The organism is Oceanobacter kriegii DSM 6294, from assembly GCF_000422845.1.
Taxonomy (GTDB): Bacteria; Pseudomonadota; Gammaproteobacteria; order Pseudomonadales; family Oceanobacteraceae; genus Oceanobacter; species Oceanobacter kriegii.
Genome location: NZ_KE383931.1, coordinates 156,275 through 174,115 on the forward strand (window position 1 = coordinate 156,275; position 17,841 = coordinate 174,115).

At 53.8% G+C, this 17,841-nt stretch carries 15 protein-coding genes and 7 tRNA genes; 10 read left to right on the forward strand and 12 right to left on the reverse strand.

Translation table 11 applies throughout. The features are described from left to right. Window positions 1-24 precede the first annotated feature (24 nt). Window positions 25-1,098, reverse strand: a complete 1,074-nt coding sequence (gene queA, locus G516_RS22615; protein ID WP_051219443.1) for a tRNA preQ1(34) S-adenosylmethionine ribosyltransferase-isomerase QueA — start codon at window positions 1,096-1,098, stop codon at window positions 25-27. 173 nt (window positions 1,099-1,271) lie between these two features. On the opposite strand from queA, the gene G516_RS0114020 reads away from it, so the two are divergent. The 7 genes from G516_RS0114020 (at window position 1,272) to G516_RS0114050 (ending at window position 4,071) form a co-directional block, all read left to right on the forward strand. After that, window positions 1,272-1,358, forward strand: a tRNA-Leu gene (locus G516_RS0114020). Window positions 1,359-1,391: 33 nt separating this feature from the next. Continuing rightward, window positions 1,392-1,478: transfer RNA gene (locus G516_RS0114025), tRNA-Leu, on the forward strand. Between the two features lie 64 nt (window positions 1,479-1,542). After that, window positions 1,543-1,629: transfer RNA gene (locus tag G516_RS0114030), tRNA-Leu, on the forward strand. Between the two features lie 94 nt (window positions 1,630-1,723). After that, window positions 1,724-1,810 (forward strand) — tRNA-Leu (locus G516_RS0114035). Window positions 1,811-1,889: 79 nt separating this feature from the next. Beyond that, window positions 1,890-1,976 (forward strand) — tRNA-Leu (locus G516_RS0114040). Window positions 1,977-2,055: 79 nt separating this feature from the next. Continuing rightward, window positions 2,056-2,142: transfer RNA gene (locus G516_RS0114045), tRNA-Leu, on the forward strand. Between the two features lie 318 nt (window positions 2,143-2,460). Next, entirely contained in the window at window positions 2,461-4,071 is a 1,611-nt protein-coding gene (locus G516_RS0114050) for a methyl-accepting chemotaxis protein (protein WP_028294177.1), read from the forward strand. Window positions 4,072-4,162: 91 nt separating this feature from the next. On the opposite strand, the gene G516_RS0114055 is transcribed toward G516_RS0114050, so the two are convergent. Both G516_RS0114055 and zapE read right to left on the reverse strand, forming a co-directional pair. Beyond that, window positions 4,163-4,546, reverse strand: a complete 384-nt coding sequence (locus G516_RS0114055; protein ID WP_028294178.1) for a hypothetical protein — start codon at window positions 4,544-4,546, stop codon at window positions 4,163-4,165. 472 nt (window positions 4,547-5,018) lie between these two features. Then, a complete protein-coding gene (gene zapE / locus G516_RS0114060; protein ID WP_028294179.1) occupies window positions 5,019-6,125 on the reverse strand; it encodes a cell division protein ZapE in 1,107 nt (368 codons plus the stop codon). A 498-nt stretch (window positions 6,126-6,623) separates the two neighbouring features. Here zapE and cysD point away from each other — a divergent pair, with 498 nt between their 5' ends. Continuing rightward, window positions 6,624-7,535 (forward strand): sulfate adenylyltransferase subunit CysD, encoded by a 912-nt coding sequence (cysD, locus tag G516_RS0114065; protein ID WP_036536646.1) that lies wholly within the window; start codon window positions 6,624-6,626, stop codon window positions 7,533-7,535. Then, window positions 7,535-9,142 (forward strand): sulfate adenylyltransferase subunit CysN, encoded by a 1,608-nt coding sequence (cysN, locus tag G516_RS0114070; RefSeq protein ID WP_028294181.1) that lies wholly within the window; start codon window positions 7,535-7,537, stop codon window positions 9,140-9,142. Before cysD ends, cysN begins: the two co-directional genes overlap by 1 nt. 119 nt (window positions 9,143-9,261) lie before the next feature. On the opposite strand, the gene G516_RS0114075 is transcribed toward cysN, so the two are convergent. The 7 genes from G516_RS0114075 to G516_RS0114105 form a co-directional block, all read right to left on the reverse strand. Then, window positions 9,262-10,008, reverse strand: a complete 747-nt coding sequence (locus G516_RS0114075; protein WP_028294182.1) for a TIGR04219 family outer membrane beta-barrel protein — start codon at window positions 10,006-10,008, stop codon at window positions 9,262-9,264. A gap of 273 nt (window positions 10,009-10,281) precedes the next feature. Beyond that, window positions 10,282-10,992, reverse strand: a complete 711-nt coding sequence (gene purC / locus G516_RS0114080; protein WP_028294183.1) for a phosphoribosylaminoimidazolesuccinocarboxamide synthase — start codon at window positions 10,990-10,992, stop codon at window positions 10,282-10,284. A gap of 66 nt (window positions 10,993-11,058) precedes the next feature. Next, a complete protein-coding gene (locus G516_RS0114085) occupies window positions 11,059-11,817 on the reverse strand; it encodes an MBL fold metallo-hydrolase (protein ID WP_028294184.1) in 759 nt (252 codons plus the stop codon). After that, a complete protein-coding gene (bamC, locus tag G516_RS0114090) occupies window positions 11,814-12,470 on the reverse strand; it encodes an outer membrane protein assembly factor BamC (RefSeq protein ID WP_028294185.1) in 657 nt (218 codons plus the stop codon). The genes G516_RS0114085 and bamC overlap by 4 nt, the downstream gene beginning before the upstream one ends. 4 nt (window positions 12,471-12,474) lie before the next feature. Continuing rightward, window positions 12,475-13,350 (reverse strand): 4-hydroxy-tetrahydrodipicolinate synthase, encoded by an 876-nt coding sequence (dapA, locus tag G516_RS0114095; RefSeq protein ID WP_028294186.1) that lies wholly within the window; start codon window positions 13,348-13,350, stop codon window positions 12,475-12,477. Window positions 13,351-13,511: 161 nt separating this feature from the next. Further along, on the reverse strand, window positions 13,512-14,588 hold the full coding sequence (locus G516_RS0114100; RefSeq protein ID WP_028294187.1) for an AI-2E family transporter: 1,077 nt from the start codon (window positions 14,586-14,588) through the stop codon (window positions 13,512-13,514). Beyond that, window positions 14,585-14,842 (reverse strand): sulfurtransferase TusA family protein, encoded by a 258-nt coding sequence (locus G516_RS0114105; protein WP_156879074.1) that lies wholly within the window; start codon window positions 14,840-14,842, stop codon window positions 14,585-14,587. Before G516_RS0114105 ends, G516_RS0114100 begins: the two co-directional genes overlap by 4 nt. A 213-nt stretch (window positions 14,843-15,055) precedes the next feature. Here G516_RS0114105 and G516_RS22620 point away from each other — a divergent pair, with 213 nt between their 5' ends. Beyond that, window positions 15,056-16,501: a M48 family metalloprotease gene (locus tag G516_RS22620; protein WP_051219444.1), complete on the forward strand. Its 1,446-nt coding sequence runs from the start codon at window positions 15,056-15,058 to the stop codon at window positions 16,499-16,501. A gap of 94 nt (window positions 16,502-16,595) precedes the next feature. Here the strand turns inward: G516_RS22620 and nadA are convergent, their stop codons facing one another. Together nadA and G516_RS0114120 are read right to left on the reverse strand one after the other, a co-directional pair. Further along, entirely contained in the window at window positions 16,596-17,630 is a 1,035-nt protein-coding gene (gene nadA / locus G516_RS0114115) for a quinolinate synthase NadA (RefSeq protein WP_028294189.1), read from the reverse strand. Window positions 17,631-17,765: 135 nt separating this feature from the next. Next, window positions 17,766-17,841, reverse strand: a tRNA-Lys gene (locus G516_RS0114120).

Here is a 17,841-nt window from a genome sequence, read left to right on the forward strand (position 1 = left end):
GAGCGGGCTTGTTGGTTTCAGAACTCATTGGATCTCCTCAGCACCGTCGTCAGAGGCCGGTACGGAATCCGGGGTCTGTGGACGGGTCAGCAACATGGCATCGCCATAGCTGTAAAAACGGTATTGTTCGGCAACGGCATGCTCATACGCAGCCATGGTGTGCTCTTTGCCACAAAAAGCAGACACCAGCATGATCAGGGTCGATTCTGGCAAATGGAAGTTGGTGATCATGGCGTCAACCGACCGGAATTGGTAACCCGGATAGATAAAGATACGGCTGTCGCCCTGGAATGGCTCGATCACCCCGGAAGTACTGGCACTTTCCAGGCTGCGTACCGAGGTTGTTCCTACCGCAATCACACGACCGCCATTGGCACGGGTCTGTTTTACGGCGTTGGCAACCTGTTCACTGACTTCAATGTACTCGGCGTGCATTTCATGCTGGGTAACATCGTCAACCTTTACTGGCTGAAACGTACCGGCACCCACGTGCAGGGTGACAAACTCGGTCTTCACACCTTTGGCACGAATCGCATCCAACAACGCATCATCAAAATGCAAACCCGCCGTCGGTGCCGCGACGGCACCGGGTTTTTCGGCATACACGGTTTGATAGCGTTCACGGTCGAAGTCGTTGTCTTCACGTTCCATATAGTGGGGCAAAGGAATATGACCCGCTTGCTCCAGCAACTCCAGCACACTGCCCTCGGCGTCAAAGCGTAAATGGAACAGCGTACCCTGACGGCCAAGTACTTCCACATTATGGCCAGCAACCTTGAGTATCTGGCCGGCTTTTGGAGAGCGGCTGGCTTTTACATGGGCCAATGCTTCATTGTTGCCCAGTAAACGCTCAACCAGCATCTCTACCTTGCCGCCGGTTTCCTTTTCGCCGAACAGTCGCGCCGGAATCACGCGGGTATTGTTGAATACCAACAAATCGCCCGGCTGAACAAAGTCCAGAACGTCCTTAAAGGTGCTGTCTGTTAACGCGCCGGTTTGACCATCGAGTTTCAATAACCTCGATGCCGTGCGTTCTTCTGCCGGGTAACGGGCAATCAGCTCGTCTGGCAGGTGAAAATTAAAGTCACTGGTTTTCATGAGAGGGATTCAGTTGAAGCACAGCTATACAGATAGCGGTGACAATAGGCATTCGAATACAGCAGCAAGATTACCCAACAAGTTTCGCTAAGTTAAGGAATAACTTGAAAAAAATGTTTGACAGACGAAATTTCGGCTGTAGTATACGCGGCCACTGACAGCTACTCAGTCACGCCAGAGTGGCGAAATTGGTAGACGCAGGGGATTCAAAATCCCCCGCCTTAACGGGTGTGCCGGTTCGAGTCCGGCCTCTGGTACCAAATCGTGATTGAGGTCAGTTACAAGTTGCAAACGCCCAGGTGGTGGAATTGGTAGACACGCTGTGTTCAGGTCGCAGTGAGCTTACGCTCGTGAGAGTTCGAGTCTCTCCTTGGGCACCAAACTTAAACGTTGTTTGCACTTGATTTACCGGCTTGCCGGACTGGACCCAACCAGTTAAAAAATGCCCAGGTGGTGGAATTGGTAGACACGCTGTGTTCAGGTCGCAGTGAGCTTACGCTCGTGAGAGTTCGAGTCTCTCCTTGGGCACCATTTACAAGCTTCTTATTAGAAGTGTCTTGGTGATGGTGCGGAAACTGAATCAGAACAGTTAAACTTCTGAGCTGGAAAACACCAGTTAAAAAATGCCCAGGTGGTGGAATTGGTAGACACGCTGTGTTCAGGTCGCAGTGAGCTTACGCTCGTGAGAGTTCGAGTCTCTCCTTGGGCACCATTATTCAACAACACGTTGAATGTGGTGAAAACTGAGTCGGAACAGTCAATCCGAGCTGGAAATAACCAGCCTAAAAATTGCCCAGGTGGTGGAATTGGTAGACACGCTGTGTTCAGGTCGCAGTGAGCTTACGCTCGTGAGAGTTCGAGTCTCTCCTTGGGCACCATTATTCAACAACACGTTGAATGTGGTGAAAACTGAGTCGGAACAGTCAATCCGAGCTGGAAATAACCAGCCTAAAAATTGCCCAGGTGGTGGAATTGGTAGACACGCTGTGTTCAGGTCGCAGTGAGCTTACGCTCGTGAGAGTTCGAGTCTCTCCTTGGGCACCAACCTCTTCTCGACAGTCGTCGAATTCTCAATATTTTATTCCCGTATCAGCGTTTTGCTGATTTTTTCGTTTTTTCGTTTTTGCGCTTTGCTTATCTCCAGGTTCTGCAAGTTCCTTTGACAATTTAGTATCCTGCGTTTTGTTGTACGCATATCTTGTCGCCCCCGCTCGTGTCACTACACCATCAATAAGTACCTGGCTCTCGCTCCGACAACCTTTAGCAATAGGGCTTTTTGTCCCCTATTCCAGCAGCAGCACCGCACCCCTGGAGATTATTGTCTACGCTTTTTGTTAGATCATGGTTTCCGGACATCCAGACATGTACCTAAACAGTCTTATCGCAACCCTTGTTGGCGCTTTGGTGGGCGCTGGCCTGTCTTACCTCACCGGGTCGGGAGAATATTTACCCGCCATAGCAGCAGCCCTTGGCGCCAGCGTATTCATAACCACACTTACAGGTCGCAACGGCAACAACCACCTGGAAACCCTTGTTAGCCTGAAAAGTGGCGATCCGATTCCGGATGATCTGCCGGAAGACGCCAAAGCCATCGCTCGCGAGCTGGAATCCACCCGCCGACTGAAGCAAGATTTGTCATCCCACGGCGGCCGAATTGCCATTGCCGCCGCTGAAATGTCGTTTGCCTCCGACCAGATGCGCGAAAAAATCCACGCCGAAGTCGAAGACACCAGCCGCATTGTCGATTCGGCACAGAAAATTTCGGCCGCTATCGAAGCCATGGTAGAGCAAACCCGCGATGCAGCTGAAGCCGCCGACCACGCCAAGGCGCTGAATTTATCCGGTAAGCAATCCGTTGATGACACCATTCCTCAAATGGAAGGCACCCGGGATCGGGTTAATGCCAATGCCGAGCTGATTGCACAACTGGAATCCAAGTCCGAGCAGATCAAGGGCTTTACCCATGTGATCAGTGACATTGCCGAGCAAACCAACCTGCTGGCACTGAATGCCGCCATTGAAGCCGCCCGAGCAGGCGAACAGGGCCGAGGCTTTGCCGTGGTTGCTGATGAAGTAAGAGCTCTGGCCGCCAAAACCTCCAGCGCGACAGAGCAGATTGGCGCCACCGTGAACCAAATCAACTCATCCATCAAGGATGCTGTCGCCAACAGCCAGGAACTGACGGTCGTCATCGACGAAGGCGTGAAGATGACCCAGACGGTCAGTGAGAAACTGCACGAAATATACAGCCGCTCGGAAGCTATCCAGACCACGGTCAGCTCCATAGCCGCCAACGTTCAGGACAACAGCGCCCATATTCAGGAAATTTCGCGCATTGTCAGCGATACCAGCAATCGCCTTGAGCACACAGAACGAGAGATTTCGTCCATTTCAGATCAGTCATTGCAACTGTCTGAAACAGCCGAAAAGATTTACGAAGCCTTTGGTGATGGCGAACTAGGCCAGTCCCACGACGCCGCCAAACAGGAAGCACTGCAAGCCAGCGCGGCGATCAGCGCCTTGTTCGAGCAAGCCATCGACAGCGGCCGAATGAACCTCAACGACTTGTTCGATACCAATTATCAGCCCGTTGCCAACACGGACCCGAAGAAATACAACACTCGCTATGACAGCTTTACCGACGACCAATTGCCCGCCATTCAAGAGCCTATTCTGGAGCGCAACCCGCACATCGCTTATGCCGGCGCAGTAGACGTTAACGGCTACTTCCCCACACACAACCGCAAGTACAGCCAGCCATTAACCGGCAATCGCGAGCAGGACCTGATCAATAGCCGCACCAAACGTATCTTCAACGACCGCACCGGCTCACGCTGCGGATCAAACACTCACCCACTGCTGCTGCAAACCTACAAGCGCGATACCGGAGAGGTGATGCACGACTTGTCGGTACCCATCATGGTGAAAGGCCGCCACTGGGGTGGCTTCAGAATTGGCTATCGATCGCAGTGAGGTTATACCTGGCTGAGCGCGTATTACGCTCAGCCTGTCTTCTTTCAGCTTTCTCTTTTGAGGTCATGCCTTTATCAAGCACACGAACGTATCAGGAAAACCACTGCCAGCGTTTTCTGACCAGCAGAAACAAGACAACAGCACCTAGCAGACCAGAAATAGCCCCACCCACTCCCACACCGAGATACAGGTTTAAAATAAACGCGACGGCCGTGGATGCATAAAACCCATACACCCCTACTCTCTTCCAGCACCAAATCAATACCACCAGTACAATATTGATCAAACACAACATGCCCATGCCGTAGAACACACCCAAAGGCACACCAGGGAAAAACTCCTGATAAGTCTCTGGAGTGGTCAAATAGCCAACCGCCAACACTGGATTAGCCAACAACGCGAGGCCCAAAAACAGCGTTAGCAATACGCCGCGGGATTTTTCGGCGGGCTCGATAGCCGCGTCAGTCGAATTCATTAATTAAGGACCCTCTGAATAACTCTGCACAGCTCTGCGCGAGTCCTGCTGGTTGTCAGAACAAGGCGGCGAATGCAGCGGAATGACAAGTCCTTTCCAAATTCGCCAACACCGTTCTGGCGGCCTACAGGCCGCGCCCTGCGGGGATGACAGGGCAGTGCTGACTCTGTGTCGCTGATTTTTGACTTGACCCGTCAGGCCTGCAAATCAGCTTCGTGATTCAGCTTCGCCCTGTCATCCAGAGCGGGCACCGAGTTATTCAGAGGGTCCTTAATCTCCTCAAATTCATTCCACAGATTGTTTCAATGGCAGAGCCTGGGCTCAATACCGAACAACGCAGCCACAAACACAGTTGAGAAGCGGGTCACAGCCCACTCCAAATAGCTCAGTTTATATAGCTCCGCCCATATAGCTCCGCCCATAAAAAACGCGGCCAAAGCCGCGTTCTTTATTCAAAGCTTTCAGAGAAGCCTTAATCACATTTGTGTTCACGCGCCAGATAGTCGCGGGATTGCATTTCCAGCATACGGGACGTGGTGCGCTGGAATTCAAATTCCAATTTGCCCTGACCGTAAATATCCGGAATAGCGGCGTCCGCACTCATGATGACCTTCACGCCACGATCGTAGAATTCATCGATCAGGTTGATAAAGCGGCGCGCCAGATCATCATTCTTAACGCCCATCACAGGCACGTTGGAAACCAGAATGGCATGGAATTCCTTGCCCAGCTCAATGTAGTCATTTTGCGAACGCGGACCGTCACACACGGCGTAAAAATCGAACCAGGCGACATCGTCATACACCGCCTTGGCACGAATGTTACGGCCCAGAATTTCAACGTCGGTATCCAGTTTGACCTGACTGGCATCACGCACCAATGCATCGAAGTTCTTCTGAATGGCCGCTTCGCTGTCTGCATTCAGCGGGAAATGATACAGGTCCGCCTGCTCCAGTGTACGCAAACGGTAATCCACTCCGCTGTCAACGTTGACCACTTCGGTGAACTTGTTCAACAGCTTGATTGCCGGTATAAAACGGTCGCGCTGCAAACCGTCTTTATACAGACCGTCCGGCACGATGTTGGAGGTTGCTACCAGCGTCACGCCACGATCGAACAATTCCTGCATCAGGCCAGCCAGAATCATGGCGTCGCCAATGTCGGATACAAAGAATTCGTCGAAGCAGATCACAATGGCTTCTTCAGCAATCTGGTCGGCCACAATGGTCAGCGGGTTTTTGGCACCAGCCAACTTGGTCAGGTCACCGTGCACACGCTGCATAAAGCGGTGAAAGTGCGTGCGCATTTTGCGCTCGAACGGCAGCGCGTGGTAAAAAGTATCGACTAGGTAAGTCTTACCGCGGCCAACACCACCCCAGAAATACAGGCCTTTTTCCGGCTCTGGCTTTTTGCGGTTAAACAGCTTGCCGAACAAACCCTTACCGGATTGACGCTCGTTGGCCGCAACCAGATCATCAAACAAACGCTGCAAATGCTTGACCGCCATTTCCTGGGCAGGGTCATAAGAAAAATCGTCGCGTTTCAGATCGGCTTGGTAAAGCTCCCAAGGGGTGGTCACGGGCTAACTCCAACGGCTGGTTTTGGGGTGCGAAATGTAGCCGACCACGCCAAAAACATCAATGGAAGCCCGCCATCAAGGCGCTGGTGAACAGCGTTCTGTATGCTTTGTCGGCTTTTGAAACTTGCACAGGTGCTATCAATCACCCAATCACCCAATCACCCAATCACCCAATCACCCAATCACCCAATCACCCAATCACCCAATCATTCAATCAACCAAGCACTGCAGCACCTGATCCATCGACACCCGGTACTTTATCGGCCGACCATTAAACCCGGCTGCAGCCAGCTATATTCCGCCGCACAGCCCAAACCCACCGAAGCAGCGGACTCTATATTTAGAACCAAATCGAATTAAGACCACCTTCTTATATGCCTCACGCCTTGATATAGTCCCACCGATTCTAAAGTCGGGCGCATTGGATCAAGCGCCAGTGTGAACAGCCAGCCATGGCTGCCCCGAAAGCATTCAAGTCCAACTTCTGAGAAATCTTCCATGATCAGTGACTACCAACTCACGCACCTGAAGCAGCTGGAGGCGGAGAGTATCCATATCATCCGCGAAGTTGCTGCCGAGTTCGACAACCCGGTGATGCTCTACTCCATCGGTAAAGACTCTGCGGTAATGCTGCATCTGGCTCGTAAGGCCTTTTTCCCGGGCAAGCCACCCTTCCCACTGCTGCACGTGGACACCACGTGGAAATTCAAGGAAATGATTGAATTCCGCGACAAGATGGCCAAAGAAGTTGGTATGGATCTGCTGGTTCACATCAACCAGGAAGGTGTTGAGCAAGGCATTGGCCCGTTCACCCACGGCTCATCCAAGCACACCGACATCATGAAAACCCAGGCCCTGAAACAGGCTCTGGACAAGTACCAGTTCGACGCGGCCTTTGGTGGCGCTCGTCGTGACGAAGAGAAGTCCCGCGCCAAAGAGCGCGTGTACTCCTTCCGCGACAGCAAGCACCGCTGGGACCCGAAAAACCAGCGTCCGGAACTGTGGAACATCTACAACGGTAAAGTGAACAAGGGCGAATCCATCCGTGTATTCCCTCTGTCCAACTGGACCGAACTGGATATCTGGCAGTACATCTACCTCGAGAACATCTCCATCGTTCCGCTGTACTTTGCCGCTGAGCGCCCGGTTGTAGAGCGCGATGGCATGCAGATTATGGTTGATGACGACCGTCTGCCATTGAAAGAAGGCGAAGTGCCGGAAATGAAGTCCGTGCGTTTCCGTACACTGGGCTGCTACCCACTGACCGGTGCAGTGGAATCCGAAGCCGCCACACTGCCTGAGATCATTCAGGAAATGCTGTTAACCACCACCTCCGAGCGTCAGGGCCGTGCAATTGACCACGACTCTTCCGGCTCCATGGAGAAGAAGAAGCAAGAGGGTTACTTCTGATGTCTCACCAGTCCGATCTGATTTCCACCGACATTCTGGAATACCTGAAGCAGCACGAAAACAAAGAGCTGCTGCGCTTCCTCACCTGCGGTAACGTGGACGACGGTAAATCCACTCTGATTGGTCGTCTGCTGTACGATTCCAAGATGATCTACGAAGATCAGCTGGCTTCCGTAACCAAAGACAGCGCCAAAGTCGGTACCACCGGTGACCGCCCTGACCTGGCCCTGCTGGTAGACGGCCTGGCCGCTGAGCGTGAGCAAGGCATCACCATTGACGTAGCCTACCGCTACTTCTCGACGGCCAAGCGCAAGTTCATCATTGCCGACACCCCGGGACACGAACAGTACACCCGTAACATGGCGACCGGTGCTTCCACCTGTCAGCTGGCCATCATCCTGATTGATGCCCGTTACGGCGTTCAGACCCAGACCAAACGTCATAGCTTCATTGCCTCCCTGCTGGGCATCAAGCACGTGGTGGTTGCGGTTAACAAGATGGACCTGATGGACTTCAGCGAAGAACGCTTCAATGAAATCCAGAAAGACTACCTGGAGTTTGCTGAAAAGCTGAACCTGACCGACATCCGTTGCGTACCAATTTCCGCACTGGACGGCGACAACGTGGTAGACCGCTCCGCGCGTTCTCCGTGGTACACCGGCCAGACCCTGATGGAAATTCTGGAAACCGTTGAAGTTGCCGAAGACAAGAACCTCGAAAACTTCCGTCTGCCAGTTCAATACGTTAACCGTCCAAACCTGGACTTCCGTGGTTTCTGCGGCACCATCGCCGGCGGTATCGTGCGTCCGGGCGACACTGTGATGGCACTGCCTTCCCAGAAAACCAGCAAGGTTGACCGCATTGTGACCTGGGACGGCGATCTGGATCAGGCTTTTGTTGGCCAATCCGTCACGCTGACTCTGGAAGACGAGATCGACATCTCGCGCGGCGACGTGATCGTCAAGATTGAAGATCAGCCGGTTGTTGGCAACCGCTTCAATGCCGAACTGGTGTGGATGACCGAGAAGTCCATGGTTCCGGGTCGCGCCTACGACCTGAAATTTGCTTCCAGCTCCAGCACGGGTGCCTTCAGCTCAATCCACCACCTGGTCGATGTAAACACCATGGAGCAGAGCCAGGCAGAAGAAGTCAAACTGAACGAAATCGCGCTGGTTGAGGTTGCCCTCGACAAAGCTGTTCCGTTTGATGCCTACAGCAAAGTGCATGGCACTGGTGCTTTCATCGTCATCGACCGTCTGACCAATGTGACCATTGGTGCCGGCATGATCGTCGGTGAATCCTCCGGTTCCGGCAGCACCGACGCCGTTTCTGCGGCTGAAAAAGCCCGTCGTTTCAACCAGAAGCCAGCCGTTGTTGCCATCAACGCGGTCAATGCAGATGAACTGGTTAACGCTCTGGATCGCCGTTTGTTCGAAATGGGTCGTCTGGCCGCTATCGGTACTGCCGAAAGCGCAGAAATCCTCAAGAACGCCGGTCTGGTTGCACTGGTTGCCGGTGGCGCTGACGGTGCCGACGCCAGCATTGCAGCAGAAGGCCTGTCGGTTGACAGCCTGATCGCTGAACTGCAGGAACTGAGCATCATCTGATGCCGCCCGATTGCCTTTCTCCGTTCGGCGAAAGGCAATCAACGGGCAATAAAAAAGCGGCTGATCAGCCGCTTTTTTTGTGTCTGTCGTTTATAGCTTCCTGAGATCAGAATCCGGAATCAGAAACCAACAGACAGGGACGCACCGTAGTACATACCGGAAATATCCAGATCGGTTTCGATATCCACATCGTCCGGATCGGTTTGCAGTTTCAGGGCGCGGTAGCCTGCTTCCAGACCCAGATCAACCACTGGAATCGGGAAGGTGTAGCCCAGACCGTAGCTGACGTCGGACATCAGGTTGTCGCCGTAGCTTACGTAATTGATATCAGCACCTGCGTACAGGCCAAATGGCGTATCCAGCTTCACTTCGCCGTAAACCATTGGCAGCACCAGATCCAGATCAACCTTGTCGTAAGTCGTTGCACTGGTGACTTCGGCGTAACCGTCCAACTGACGGCCAGTCACACCAAAGTTGATGTCCAGGTACGGCAGCGGCAGAGGCAAGCCCCAGTAAAGGGTCAGGTCGGTGTGGCTCAGGTCCAGCGTGGTATCCACTTCACCAGCGTACACCTGACCATTAAAGGTCGCAGTAGCAACACCGGTACCTTCCAGTTCCAGCGCGGTTTGCTTGATTTTTACATCTGGCAAAAACGGCACCGGGTGCTCGAAGAATACGGTGATCTGTTGACCGTTTTCCTGCTCCAGATCCAGGCCGTCGCCTTCAACAGACAAGCCATCGTCCAGCTGACCGGTTGGCTCTGCCTGCCAAACACTGGCCTTGGCACCAACGGTGAACAACAGGTCAGCCTGAGCTGACAGCGGAGCAAGTGCAACAATACCTGCTGCAATCAGGGTCTTTTTCATAATCGGAATCCCATTCCTGTTAGGAGTTAGATTTCAGGTTCAATCCGGCAACCGGGTAGACTCGTATCAGTCCAAGTGTGCCCTTAAAAACATCAAAATACCAAAGTCTTGTGTCGTTGCTCTGACAAAATCCAAACGCATTGACGGCCGCCGATGAGTATGGTGCACATGATAGCGACGATATCGGCTTACAAAGTGGAACAAACGTTCAAACAGTCAGCCGCAGGCATAAAAAAACAGGCTTGCGCCTGTTTTTTTACTGCTGTCGCTAAATCAGAACTGAACACCGATACGACGGCCAACTTCTTCGTAGCCTTCGATCACGTTGCCCAGGCCCTGACGGAAGCGGTCTTTGTCCAGCTTCTCGCGGGTTTCCTTGTCCCACAGACGACAGCCGTCCGGGGAGAATTCATCACCCAGTACCACTTCGCCTTTGTACAGACCGAATTCCAGCTTGTAGTCGACCAGAATCAGACCACCGTCATCGAACATCTTTTTCAGAACCTGATTCACCTGGAAGGTCAGCTTCTTCATGATTTCGATGTGTGCTTCTTCAGCCCAACCGAAAGAACGCGCGTGGTATTCGTTAACCATTGGGTCGCCCAGCGCATCGTTTTTCAGGAACAGCTCAAACGTTGGCGGGTCAAGGTCGATGCCTTCATCAACGCCCAGACGACGGCACAGGCTGCCAGCAGAGACGTTACGAACCACACATTCCAGTGGAATCATGTCCAGACGCTTAACCGCAGACTCAGTGTCAGACAACAGGCTTTCGAAGTGAGTCGGGATACCGGCTTCTTCCAGCTTGGTCATAATGAAGGCGTTGAACTTGTTGTTCACCATGCCCTTACGATCCAGCTGTTCTACTTTTTTGCCATCGAATGCAGAGGTGTCGTTACGGAACTCCAGAACCATAGTGTCCGGGTTGTCTGTACTATACACCGATTTGGCTTTACCGGAGTAAAGCAGCTCGCGTTTTTCCATCAGGAATCTCCGCATAGATTTGATTGTTACGAATTAAAGGTGACGAGGCCAACAGGCACGCAGCCGTCAAAGCTCTCGCCAACCGGAAATATCATCCTGGGCAAGGATTTCTACCTGCTCGGCCAAATGGCCCAGCACCTTGCTCAGTTCTCCAAAGACCAGCTCCGGATGATTGTTTTTTTCACTGATGTGGCCGGCAGTAATGTGCTGGACACCGGACCAGTGAATCTGGCCGATCAACTCGGCACATTGGGCATTGCTGAGGTGACCATACGGCCCTGCAACCCGCTTTTGCAGCGACGGAGGGTAAGGCCCTACCTTGAGCATATCCGGGTCATGATTAGCCTCCAGCTGCAAGCCATGACAGCCCTGATAGGCATCAACAATACGTCGTGTCAAAGACCCAAGGTCGGACAGCACACCGAGCTTGCGGTTACCGCCCTCCACCACAAACTGCAATGGCTCACGGGCATCATGGGGCACCGTAATGGCACCCACCTTCATACCCGCCAAATCGACCTGATCGCCACAGTTTAACCGATTCCACAATCGATGGTCGGTCCATTTCATGTGGATTGCGGTACCCGCCGAGCAATACAGGGGAATATCGAACAACTCGCAAACAGCCATCGCACCCTTGGCGTGGTCTGAATGCTCATGTGTGACCAGCAAACCTTCAAGCTGATGACCATCGGCCTGGGCCTGCTGCAAACGCACCAGCAAATTCTTGCGACTGAAACCGCAGTCAATCAACAAACTGCGGTTGTTGTGTTCAATCAGCGTGGAGTTGCCTTTACTGCCACTCCCGAGCGAAACGTACCTCACCGCTCAAGCTGGGTCTTGATCTCAACAAACACCGACTCAGCCAGGGTGTCGTCGGCCAGTGCATCCACATCGGACAGCAAAGACAGGTACACGCCGTTATGAGCCCGGTTAAGTTTCAGCAAATAAGTTGTGGTTTCAGACTCTGGTTCACGATTCCACAAACGCGACCACCAACCCCGAGTGTCTTCCTGCTGTACCGTTTGCAGCTCCAGATACCAGGTTGCCAGACTGCGATTGAGGTCGACCATATTGATGTCAGACGCGGCCAGCGCTTCGGTCACTTCCGCCCAGGTCAGGGCAAAGTTGCCGTCCAGTCGCAAAATGCGGCTGCCGGAACCATCACGATCCAGACGAGGGTTCAGCTCGGTCGAGTTGAACTGGTTAAGAGAAGCAGACTGGGATTCCGGCTCTGCGGCCTCAACCACCAGACGCTGGGGTTGCGGCAGCTCGAAAGTATCCGGTTGTTCAACCTCACGAGCCAATTCAGGAATTGGCAAGGAATCGGTTTTTGCCAACGGCTGACCTTGCAGGTCAACCGCTTCCTTGGCCGGTTTGGCGGTCAGGTAGTCGTCTGCACGATCCCGGAACTTGTCACCAAACAGGGTACTGCAACCGCTCAGGCCTGCGATCATGGCCAGAATCAGGTACTTCATAGGATCAGATCAGCTCCAGACCTTTCATGGCCAGTTCGACCTTCGGCGCGTAGCGCACATCCATTTCAACCAGCGGCAAGCGAATGCCGTTTTTCATCAGGCCCATGCGCGCCATTGCCCACTTCACAGGAACCGGGTTGGATTCGCAGAACATGCCGGCGTGCAGTGGTGCCAGCGTTTCCTGCATGGCACGCACTTCGTCGGCCTTGCCGTCCAGCGCCAGCATGCACATGTCGTGCATCAATTTTGGCGCTACGTTGGCAGTCACAGAAATGTTGCCCTTGCCGCCCGCCAGAATCAGTTCGTGACAGGTTGGATCATCACCGGAGTAAACCGCCATGCGGTCACCCACCAGTTCAATTACCTTGCGAGCACGATCGATGTCGCCAGTGGCTTCCTTGATGGCAGTGATCTGCTCAACGTCAGCCAGAGCGGCCACGGTTTCAGGCAGCATATCAACACCAGTACGGCCCGGTACGTTGTACAACCACAGTGGCAGGTCAACGGCAGCAGCAATGGCTTCAAAATGCTTGATCAAGCCACGCTGTGGCGGCTTGTTGTAGTAAGGAGTGACAGACAAGCCTGCATCGGCGCCCAGTTGTTTCGCTTCCTGATGCAGTTCGATGGCTTCGGCAGTGCTGTTGGCGCCGGTGCCCGCAATCACAGGGCGACGACCCGCTACCTTGTCGACCACCCGTTTGATCACCGCACAATGCTCTTCTGTGCTCAGTGTTGCAGACTCTCCGGTGGTTCCAACAGGCAAAATGGCGTCAGTGCCATGTTTGATGTGGAATTCCACCAGGCCGTCGAGAGCTTCCCAGTCCAGGGACCCATCGGAATGCATCGGGGTTACCAATGCGACAATGCTGCCGGTGATCATGAATTCTTACTCCACATAACGATCGGCTTCTGCGATTCATTCACCAGAAACAGAAGCCGTAAAAGACAAGAGCGCAATACTACTGACGGTAACCCTGAGTGACAAGCACGGACAGTTTAGAAGCGCCGAAAAAGCGGATTCCGGAGAATCCTTGAACAGACTTAGTGAGTAGCGTCGTCGCTATGTTCCACATGATGCCCGGGCCATGCCTGAATCACGGCCTTGAACAAGGTCGCCAGCGGAATAGCGAAGAACACCCCCCAGAATCCCCAAATGCCACCAAAGATCAACACCGCGACAATAATGGCCACCGGATGCAGGTTCACCACCTCAGAGAACAGCAGCGGCACCAGCACATTGCCATCCAGCGCCTGAATCACGCCGTAGACCACCATCAGCCAGATAAACTGGCTTTCAAGTCCCCACTGCATGTAGCCCACCAGGGCCACCGGAATAGTGATCACTGCCGCGCCGATGTATGGCACCAGCACAGAAAAGCCAACACCAATGGCCAACAGCGCTGCGTATTCAAGCCCCAGCAGCAAAAAAGCAGCCCATGACACGCCGCCAACAATGACGATTTCCAGCGCCTTGCCACGAATGTAGTTGGCAATCTGCAAATCCATCTCAGACCAGATGTCATCCAGCAGTTTACGACGGGCCGGCAAAAACGACACACACCAGTTAACAATGGCCGTCGAGTCTTTCAGCAGGAAAAACACCAGAATCGGCACCAACACGCAATAGATCAGCATTGCCATAAACGCGGTAAGGCCGGTGATCGAAAAGCTCAGCAGCCACTGCCCCATCGAAGCCACTTCCTCACGGGCTTGATTCACCCAGCCACGCACCTGCTCATCGGCAACCAGATCCGGGTACTGCTGCGGCAACAGCAGCAGCAAATCCTGCCCCTGCCCGACCATATGCGGCAGCTCGGTAAACAGTTGCGACAGCTGGCGCCAGGTGGCAGGTAAAATAATAAACAAGGCAGTCAGCATGACCCCGACAAACATCAGAAACACCACCACCGTGGCCATCAAATGGCCACAGCCACGGCGCTTGAGATACTGCATGCTGCCCTGCAACAAGTAGGCAATCACCACCGCCGTCAGGAAAGGCGCCAGCACCTGCCCCAGAAACACCACAACCAGCAGGAAGGCCGTAATCAGCAATAACAGCAGCAGCGCTTCTTCATTGGACAAATACCGGTCGATCCAGCGTCGAAACACCTGAATCATGCTTTATCTCCCTTGCGAATCCAGTAATGGTACTCACCATCAACTTCTTCCAGGTGCACCAGCTCATGCTCCGACATTCCCAGATACTTGGGAATGTCACGCCACGAACCGGCATCCTTGGCGATTACCCACAAAATTTTACCGCGGCTCATGCTTTTCAATGCCATCTTGGTTTTTAATAGAGGCAAAGGACAGCTGACATCCGTTGCATCGAGCTTCTCATCACTGGGTATTTGCTGGGTCACGCGATTCATCATCCGCAATTAGGTGAAACCAAAGAGGCAGGATAGTCTCAAACAGAGCGTAAATGAATCAACTCTGTGTACCATTGAGCTGTGCCGCACGACATTGTAAATCTAACTTTCGTTAGATGAGCACAACAAACAAGCACACAGCCCCGGCCAAAGGCCTTCAGCCCCAAGCCATTGCAACCAGACAAGAACTACAAGCCGTCAACGGAAACTGATTTGAAACGACTTGCCCTCGCCCTCCTTATTGCCAGCCAAAGCCTGCTTTCAGCCAGCCCGGTACAGGCCGATGCCAACGACCTGCCGACACTGGGTGACAGCGCATCCGGCGTGGTGTCGCTGCAACAGGAACACGACCTCGGACGCAACTGGCTGCGCCAACTCAGAGCAAGCGCAAAAACCATTAAGGACCCGCTGGCGGTCGAGTTTCTGGAGAACATGGCTTACCGGCTGATTCCCCACAGCGGCGCTCAGCAAAGTGAATTTGAGTTCGTCATTATCGACAAAGCCGAGCTGAACGCCTTCGCAGTACCCGGCGGCATCATTGGCATCAACCTCGGCATCATGCTGTTTGCGGAAGACGAGGATGAACTGGCCGCAGTACTTGCCCACGAACTTGGCCACCTCAGTCAGCGCCACTTTGCCCGCCAGCTGGAGCGGGCGTCACAACAGGAACCAGTGGCCATCGCAACGCTGCTGGCCAGCATTCTGCTGATCGCTCTCAGCGACAACCCCGACGCAGGCATTGCTGGCATTATGGCCGGACAAGCAGCAAGCATTCAGGATCAATTGGCCTACAGTCGCAGCTGGGAACGGGAAGCGGACCGGCTCGGCATGAAAACCCTGGTAGAAGCCGGTTACGACCCGAACGCAATGCCCGGCATGTTCACTCAAATGATGGCAGCCAACCGCATGGGCGGAAACCCGCCAGAATTCTTGCTGACCCACCCATTAACCATGAACCGGGTAGCCGATGCCGGGGCGCGGGCCGGAAATTACCCGACCCAGCCACGCGAAGTGGGCTTTGACTTTATGGTGCTGAAAGACCGTGCCCGCATTCGCTACCAGCTGACGCCGGAGCAGGTTATTCCTGCCATGACGGCCGAATTGCAAAGCAAGGATGCCGTCAGACGCAGCGCAGCACGGTTGATTCTGGCCGAGCAGGCATTCATTGCCGACGACTACCAAACGGCGCTTAAACACCTCGACGGCATCGACAGTGACTACCAGAACGATCCCGCCACCACCGTCGTACGAGCCCAAACCCTTCACCAGTTGGGCAACAGCGCCGAAGCCATTCAGCTGCTGGAACAACGCATGCAGTATTATCCGGGCAGCTACCAGCTAATCATGGCCTACGCGACGATTCTGGATCACTCTGGCAGGGTCCAGCAAAGCACAGACGTCCTGCGCAAACTGGCTGAAGACCGCCCAGGCACGCCGGAGGTGTGGTATCAACTGGCGCAATCAGCAGCGGACGCCCGCCAGAACATGGTCGCCCACCACGCCAATGCAGAATACCTGTACCTCAATGGCCAGCAGAATCAGGCCATCCGGCAAATGGATCTGGCCATCAAGGAAGCGGGCAAGCAAGGCAACTTCCAGCGTCAGGAAGCCCTCAAAGAGCGCCTGCGCCAAATTGCCAAAGGCGATCGCAAGTTCTAAAACCCCGTTCATCTTCCGACCATACGCAAGCCACAAACCAAGCCCACAAACAAAAACGGCCGCTCAATGAGCGGCCGTTTTGTCAGGTATCGATTCAGGCTTTGAAATCCAGCATACGCTGCAAGCTGCGGATAGCATCCTTACGCAAGGCTTCGTTCACAAAGATTTCCTGATTGCCGTTTTCCAGCACTTCAGCAATGTTGCGCAAGCCGTTCATGGCCATCCACGGACAGTGAGCACAGCTACGACAGGTCGCACCATTACCTGACGTTGGCGCCTCGACCAGCAATTTGCCTGGTACAGCCTGCTGCATCTTGTAGAAAATCGCCTTGTCAGTAGCAACGATCAGGGTTTCGTTCGGCAACTCCTGAGCGGCCTTGATCAACTGACTGGTCGAACCCACGGCATCGGCCATTTCCACTACTGACTGCGGGCTTTCCGGGTGCACCAGAATGGCAGCGTCCGGGTACACCTGCTTGAGATCCTTCAGGCCCTGCGCCTTGAACTCATCGTGGACGATGCATTCGCTGTTCCACAGAATCATGTCAGCACCGGTCTCACGGCGAACGTAGTCGCCCAAATGGCGATCCGGCGCCCAGATGATCTTCTCGCCCTTGCCATTAAGGTGATTCACAACATCCAGTGCGATACTGGAGGTCACAACCCAATCAGCACGAGCTTTTACTGCTGCCGAGGTGTTGGCGTACACCACCACGGTACGATCCGGGTGCTGATCGCAGAACTGTGAGAACTCATCCGCCGGACAACCCAGGTCCAATGAACAGGTAGCGTCCAGTGTTGGCATCAACACGCGCTTTTCAGGAGATAGGATTTTGGCGGTTTCACCCATGAAGCGAACACCGGCAACGATCAGGGTGCTGGCAGGATGATTGGCACCGAAGCGGGCCATTTCAAGGGAATCAGAAACGCAGCCACCGGTTTCTTCGGCCAGCGCCTGAATCTCCGGTTCACAGTAATAGTGGGCGACCAGGACCGCATCTTCACGTTTCAGTAGTTCACGGATGCGTTCCTTGTATTCAGCGACCTGATCCGGTGCCAGCTCCGGCTCCGGAGCGGACCAGTAGTCCTGAACGATATTGCGTTGTTCCTGTTTCTCAAGCTGGCTCATATTCTTCTCTGTTGTAAAACACCGCTCTCACGATTGGCCGCAGTGTATCACAGGGGCAACCTTTCTGACGGTAACAGTGTGGTGTGTCCAGAAACGAAAAAGGGAGAAAGCATGCGCTTTCTCCCTTTGGGAATATGGTGGGTCGTGCTGGATTCGAACCAGCGACCAATTGGTTAAAAGCCAACTGCTCTACCAACTGAGCTAACGACCC